Source organism: Candidatus Dadabacteria bacterium (assembly GCA_009840385.1).
Taxonomy (GTDB): Bacteria; Desulfobacterota_D; UBA1144; order Nemesobacterales; family Nemesobacteraceae; genus Nemesobacter; species Nemesobacter australis.
The window spans coordinates 1-7,150 of record VXNX01000014.1 but is presented as its reverse complement, the minus strand read 5'-3'; the positions used below and the strand labels follow the sequence as shown (position 1 = coordinate 7,150).

Annotated in this window: 3 protein-coding genes; all 3 read right to left on the bottom strand. The window is 51.6% G+C overall.

The window, feature by feature from the left end; all coding sequences use genetic code 11:
* The coding region (locus F4X55_07905; GenBank protein ID MYC40912.1) for a hypothetical protein at positions 1-2,289 on the bottom strand (2,289 nt) is incomplete at its 3' end.
* 674 nt (positions 2,290-2,963) lie between these two features.
* The gene (locus F4X55_07900; GenBank protein MYC40911.1) at positions 2,964-3,734 is read right to left on the bottom strand and encodes a hypothetical protein; all 771 of its coding nucleotides are present in this window, start codon (positions 3,732-3,734) and stop codon (positions 2,964-2,966) included.
* A gap of 404 nt (positions 3,735-4,138) precedes the next feature.
* Positions 4,139-4,912 carry a hypothetical protein gene (locus F4X55_07895; protein MYC40910.1) on the bottom strand — a complete coding sequence of 258 codons (774 nt, stop codon included), beginning with the start codon at positions 4,910-4,912 and terminating at the stop codon, positions 4,139-4,141.
* Positions 4,913-7,150 lie beyond the last annotated feature (2,238 nt).

Below are 7,150 nucleotides of genomic sequence, written 5' to 3'. Positions count from 1 at the left end.
TTGGTTGACTGTGCCACTGCGTTGGCGGTCTCCGTCGATCTCAATGCTATCTGCCACGCCAGCCGTGCCTGTTTGTGTGGTAGTCGTTGTGGTAGTCGTTGTGGTCGTGCCAACAGCACGCGCCGGTAATGTAATCGACCCTGGATTATAGCCTGTCGCACTCGCAGTCAAGGTGCCCGAAGTCGTGGGTAACGGAATCGGAATATTCTGGGTCCCCGTGACATTCACCGTCCTGGAGATGCCCGCCCCGCTGAGCGTCACCGTCACAGCCGTCGTTTCAAGCGTGCGTGCTGCGTTTCGAGCCGTCACCTGAACGGTCTGCTGACCATTCACCTGGTCCCCGATGAGCGCGAGGGAAAGGGTGCCGGGTAAGGTGACCGTAATCGTCTCTGTGTCACTCGTATAGTCTGCCGTCGTTGTCGCGGTAAGGACAAAGTCCCCTGCGGTGCCTGGGAGCGTGAGTGTGCTGGTGAGCGGTGTCGGTCCGTCGGTTCTCGAAAGCGTGGCACCATTGTTGACGTTCAGGATGACAGAGATGCCGGAGGCTTGAGTTCCCGCTGGATTCAGTGCGGTCACCGTAACCGTGCGCGTGTTCCCTGTATCTGGTGAAACCGAAATACTCAGACTGCCTCGTGTTGGGGTAGGCTCCCGAGCTGTGTCGTCGTCACGAGAGGCACCGCCACCGCTACCGTTGATATTGAAGGTTACCGATCGCCTGTATGTCGTTGGTGTCGTACCACTGATACTCGCAACAACTTCCACAGCCCCTGGGTGGTCAAGGAGTAGGTACGTTACAGATGCAAGTCCTTGTCCATCGGTGCTATCTGTTACGTCAACACCAGTATCAGTATCCGTCCCTGATGGAGGTGTATTCGTTAAAATTCCTCTATTTGCGGTAAATGTAACTTCCGTGCCTGAAATTCGCTGCCCGCGTCTTGTCACCTTGACAACTAAGGAATTCTCGAGATCGCCGCTCTTATCTGTCCGTTGGTTATTACCTGAAACTATCTCTATATTTGGCACACTTGTAATAGATTCTGCAGTTGCAGTCAGAAGATCCGAGCGGGTTACTCCTGCTGCTGCCGCTGTGATAGTTTCCATCCCAGCTGATGAACCTAACTGGTAGTAAGTTTCCGCGACACCACTATTATTCGTTTCCACGGTTATTGTCTGAGGAGTCGAGGGATCGAAGGTATACATTGTTTGGGGAATACTGGGAATTGGGATAAATGCAGCACCTGTTGCAGATGTTGTAAATGTGACACCTAACCCAGAAATCGTTCTACCCTTTCCGTCTTTCACTCGAATCCCAAGCGGATTTTCAAGTCGTCCGCTGGTAGCACCCTTCTGACCTGATGAACCTTGTGTTGCCTCCAGACTCGGAAGACCGTAGATAAAGAAAACAGTTTGAGGGGGGACATAGTTATTACTACCAACAACTGTTATAGTAACCTTGTTGGTCGTGCCGTTCATATCCACTTTGACAGTTGCTGAACTTGAGGTTGTAAGAGACCTACCTTTAGATCCCATGTAATCGCCGTCCGTTCTCGTTACATTTACATAGATCTCCCCACTACCTGAAACAACCTCATACTTCACCCGAACGTTATCTCCGATGGCGGTTGCGCCAATAGTTGGATCGCTGAAGTCATCAAAGCCCCGTCTTTCAAGAGGGGTCACTGTAAGTTCAGCACTCGTTACAGCCGTGGGGTTTGCTACGACATAAACTGTAAAGTCTAATTGGGCTGCTGCTCCGACACCAGCTGGACGATCCGCTGTTGGAGTTGTATCCGTTATATCAATTTCAACGGTTCCAGCGGCAGTAGCAACCAGGGTCAGGGTCACACTGTTGGAAAGTTTTGCAGCGTTTTCTCCACCGTCCGACATTGTGTGGGAAGTAGTCGGAGTAATTTGATAGTTTCCTACTTTCGTGATATTTGCCCCCGTTACCGCAATCTGAATGCTTTCTTGATCGTAGTAATGTGCATCAGCATAAGGCACTTGGCTTTCCGCCTGATAGCCGGGGGTACTGTCCTCCTCATAATAGGTTGCTATCTGTCTGTCTGTACGATTCGCAACAGGAACTGATTTGTAATTCGGCCTAATACTTGCAGATTGAGTGCCTACAGTAAATGATATTGTAATAGGCTGATTCTGTGCATAGGTTTTCAGGTCACCTGAGCCTCTTGTGAACTTTGTAATCGCGTCTGCGGTCCCCTGCACGCCCAACGCCAGCACAAGCCCCACCAGCAATCCAAGCACGATTTTTCGCGTCGTTAAATTCTTCATGAAAAAATATACCTCTCTTGTGAGTTATCCGTTACCCGTTACGAGAGAGCGAAGTTCAGCGAAAGTCGCTTAACGCATAACTGAAAGGGTGTTTTTGATAGGATGTTTCCCCATCGTAGAAAACCCGCACTGACAACCGATAACTATGTAAAAAAAGATGTGTTTACCTTGACCTTGCTTATATCCCCCTGCTAGGGTGGGAGGGCGGCAATTCCTGTCGGCACAGGACCTAGCAGTGCCGCCCCAACAAGGTATTTTAATATGATACTACATTTCCCACTAAAAAGTCAATACTTTTTATATTATAACGCATTAACGCATAAATCTCGGAAATGGATACAAACCACAGAACAAATATCCTAATTCCCCCTGATAAGGAGGCTTTCTTGGTTCGTAGGTCGCCTCGCCCGTTTCCTGCGATTCATCGCACGTCCATATTGCTGATCCACCTGCTCTGATTCCCCCTTGATAAGGGAGGTGAGGGGGGTTCGAAAGGGTATCTGGAACACCCCCATCTGCCCGTGCCACGCCGTTCTACCCGACCTACAGGGCGTGCCTCACGAGAACCGATGGAAAACCCAAACCCCCAAAATCCGCGTCCTCCGCGATAATCCGCGATTCAGACAACAAAAAAGGCACGGTGCCTACACCGCGCCTCTTACTGACAATTATTCTTAATATGGCTTCACATGCAGCGAACCCCAGTTCCAATGCCCATCGATGAGTTCGATCCGGGCGTGTTCATCGCTCGTCAGTGCCGATGCCAGATCATGCCACGCACCCCCAAGTGGAAACGCAACATCGCATTCCACTACACCCGGTGCAATCTGAACGGGGTTCGCGAGGCGCACCTGCTTCTGGGGCTTCAGCAGCGACCACGTATATTCAATCGAGGCATCCCACCGCGCACGTTCGCGTCGTATTTCTATCAATGAGCGACCGGCGCGCTGGGCAGATGTATCACACGACAGCGGAACAGAAACACCCCGTAACTGCACCTGACACCGAACTATCGTCTTAATGCCACCGCCAGTCACGCCGGGCCACGCGCCGCCCGGATGGACCCGCACGTTCAAACGGTAATCGCGTGCGGTATCTATGTCGTGCTGATATTCGATCTCGGCATAGAACAGGTTGTCCTCCGAAGGAAACCGATCGGTTTCTATCTCATCTACATCGGAAACCTCAGAAGTTTCTCTCGGCGGTGGGTCCCCAGGCGAGGACGCAAGACTGAATCTTTCGACACTCACCGCTGCGCCGAACCCCAGAAACACAATCCCGAAAATAAAAAGAAATATCCGCAAACTTAAGGGGTTCCGCACGGTTCGTCCTCCTCTAATGGTGCTTTCGCCTCTGGGGGTTCTGGCAACGCCCGCAAATAAAAACGCAATAACATCCGATACCGCGGATCCCCTTTCGGATACGAATACATCGGAATCGCCCATGCTGGACGCGGCACTTGGATAAGTTTGTTTCCGTTTCGCACAACAATCATTCTTTAATTATACCTTGCGGTTCGTAGGGGCGGGGTCTCCCCGCCCGTTTTCTGTCGTTCTAACCTTAACCCTCTTAAACCAAAGCGCGTGGTTTCCTGCAACACCGGTTTTTTAACAATTGCTTCTGAGCTGCTGCGTCCGTTGTCCTTGCAGAGTCCCAATTGCGAACAGACCTTTCATAACCTAAAGTAGGTTTCTTAACTTAACCGAAAACCATCGTGAAATGAAATTAGGTTTCCTTAAATGGCATAATTTGTCTTTGCTTTACATTTGGAACGATGCCCAGATTCAATAAATTAAAAACCAATTTTAGATCGGTGTTGACAACGGAAACGCCGCCCAGACACCCATAATTAAAAATCGTAATCCAATGTCCAAAGGTTGGCAATTTCGCGTTCCAGTTCGCCATCAAACGTCTGGAAACCGACATCTAACGCGCCAGTGAGTTCCAAGTGCGTGCCGAGTTCCCAAGATGAGCTCAACGTCGCAATCAACTGATGCACTGCGTCCTCTGCTCCTGATAACTCCGGCATCCCCTGTAACCGCACATGCGCAAAAGACAGATCGAACTCAGCCTCGAGGAGCGCGTTCACAGAATTGCCCGCTTTGATACTCAGTCCTGTTGGCGCGGGGTTCACCGCGTCAAGTCCTAAACCCGCTAACGTGGATACATCATAGCCGTTATCTTCAAGCGTTTTTAAGGCATTCGGCGGACCGAACACACCCCCGTTCCTGCCGAAAATACCGAAAGAGACCTGCACATCTCCGAACGTTCGACCGAACTTCGCACCGATGTCCGTAGCACGTCCCAAATCGGAGACGCTGTATCCCTTGAGTTTCGTTTTCGTGAAGAGTCCCGCATCGAAGCCAGCGACCGGCACAGAGACTTCCAAATTAGATTTACCGAGAATCTGATCGCCACTTTGCACCGTCGCCTCCAACTCACACTTCGCTGCACCCATCTCAAACGGGATGTCCGCAGACGCACCCCATGAGACATCCGGTCCGATCTGGTTCACTGAAAGTCCAATACTCCGATCCGCATCCGCATTCATACCCGAAAACATCACCAGCGTGAGAAGCAACGCGCCCCACACCCAATTCTTTCTACCGTTCTTCAAAAACATTTGTGTATCTCCTTATATTGATTTAATAGTTTTCAGTTCTCGTAGGAGGTTTTTGATAGGGTATTTCCCCTAGGTTACCTCGTCCTTACGGAGGTCTTCGGTAACAATTCACCAAAACTTGGAATATCCCAAGACACGGGGAGATTGTTACCAGAAACCCTCTTAACCAACAACTGACAACTGACGACTGATAACTTCTCTATAGAATACCGAGATTTAGGGGCTAAACGGAAGTGGATTCAACCGGGCAATATGCTGATTTACAATACATACGCAATAAATTTGCCAAGAATCGGTTCTAAAACTCCCTCGCTTTGGCGGGAGGAGTATGTCAAAGGTTGTGTCCTTTCTCTTGTAGCGCAAACTTTCCAGTTTGCGTCCTTACGCTTGTTTTCCAGGCACGGTAGGTTCGGTTTTGCGGCGTACTCGCCCAAATGCGATCTGCATTCCCAACCGCAACGACGCTGAAGCGACACACCCCGAATCCGCGTCAATCCGCAAAATCCGTCTAATCCGCGATTCAGACTACTGCTCCGCCACCCGGAAAGACAAAATTTCTCCTCCCGTTTTATCGTCTGTCCTGTAGCGAACCGGCACCCGTTCGCCTACGAATGTCGCTGGGAAAATCCGCCAGGGGAATCGCGACGGCTCCTGGGCATGTACATGATTCCGGTTCTCCGACCGCCAATACAAAAACTCTTCGGGCGTTTCCAAAAGCGTTTTCCCAGGCACGACCTTCACGGCGTAGTCCACTTCCCATTTATCGCGTTCAGCCCCGACCGGAGACCCATAGCCGAGACTGCCCCCGGGTGCTGAATGAATCTCGCCACTCCGATCCACAAAGTCGGCGTTGATCTCCGTAAAATCACCGTTCGCATCTATGGAAATCCCGAACTCCAGGAGCATCACCTCAACGATCTTGACATTGCTCCCTGTGAACCTCAGCCGCACACGCGTCGCCGTGAAATGTGCATCCAACAGATACAAGTCGTGCTGGAACCCGTTCGCGAGGGTGCTGACATCCGTGCCTTCCCAATTCTTCACTGTTGCCGGCATCTTGCGATTGCTATACCCCGATCCAGAGCCACCGGTAGGCGTCGCACTGTGTGCCGTGATGTTCTGTCCCTTGACAAAAATAGCGTCCACCCGTGTCGGATTCCCATTGACAGCGATATTGATGTCCAAGTCCTTTTTCGTCGTATACGTCTGAAAGTCGTTATCCGCGGCGGCATGCACAAGCTGCTTCGGATTGCCGTGCACACTCACACGCCCGCCGTTATTGAGATAGTTGACGCATTTCTTGAAAAATAACGCGTTGTGTAAAGAGAAACCCTTCGCGGGTGCATAAGCAATATCAGCAGTGGCTTCAGCATTGCCGACGGTGGCGGCGTTGGCACGGAGCGTTATCGTTGCCGTGCCTGTTCCAGACGCGGGTGCCGTCCATGTAACACGATACACCTTGTCAGAGACTTTCGTAAATGCCGAGACCGTTCCGACATCCGATGAGAAATCATTGAGGGCGATCCCCGTAACATCTTTGTTGAACGTTGCTGTGACGGTCGTCGTCTTCCCCAGAGAAATGAACGATGCCCCTGCCGCGAGTATGACCCTCGCGGGCGGTATCGGTGCATAAGCAATATCAGCAGTGGCTTCAGCATTGCCGACGGTGGCGGCGTTGGCACGGAGCGTTATCGTTGCCGTGCCTGTTCCTGATGCGGGTGCCGTCCATGTGACACGATACACCTTGTCAGAGACTTTCGTAAATCTTGAGACCGTCCCGACATCCGATGAGAAATCATTGAGGGCGATCCCTGTCACATCTTTGTTGAACGTTGCCGTGACGGTCGTCGTCTGACCCGTGTTCACCGACGCTGCAAGGCTTGTGAGCGACACCGTTGCAGGGGGCTCAGGAGCATACGCAATGTTAACCGTCGCAACAGCATTCCGTTCGGTTGCTGCATTGGCACGGAGCGTTATCGTTGCCGTGCCGTTCCCTGATGCGGGTGCCGTCCATGTGATCCGATATACCTTGTCAGAGACTTTCGTAAATCTTGAGACCGTCCCGACATCCGATGAGAAATCGTTCAGAGCGATCCCCGTAACATCTTTGTTGAACGTTGCCGTGACACGCGTCGTCCGACCCGTGAACACCGACGCTGCACTGCGTGTGAGCGACACCGTTGCAGGGGGTGTCGGATAGGTGAAGCTGAGCGTGGCTTCGGGGTTGCCTTGGGTGGC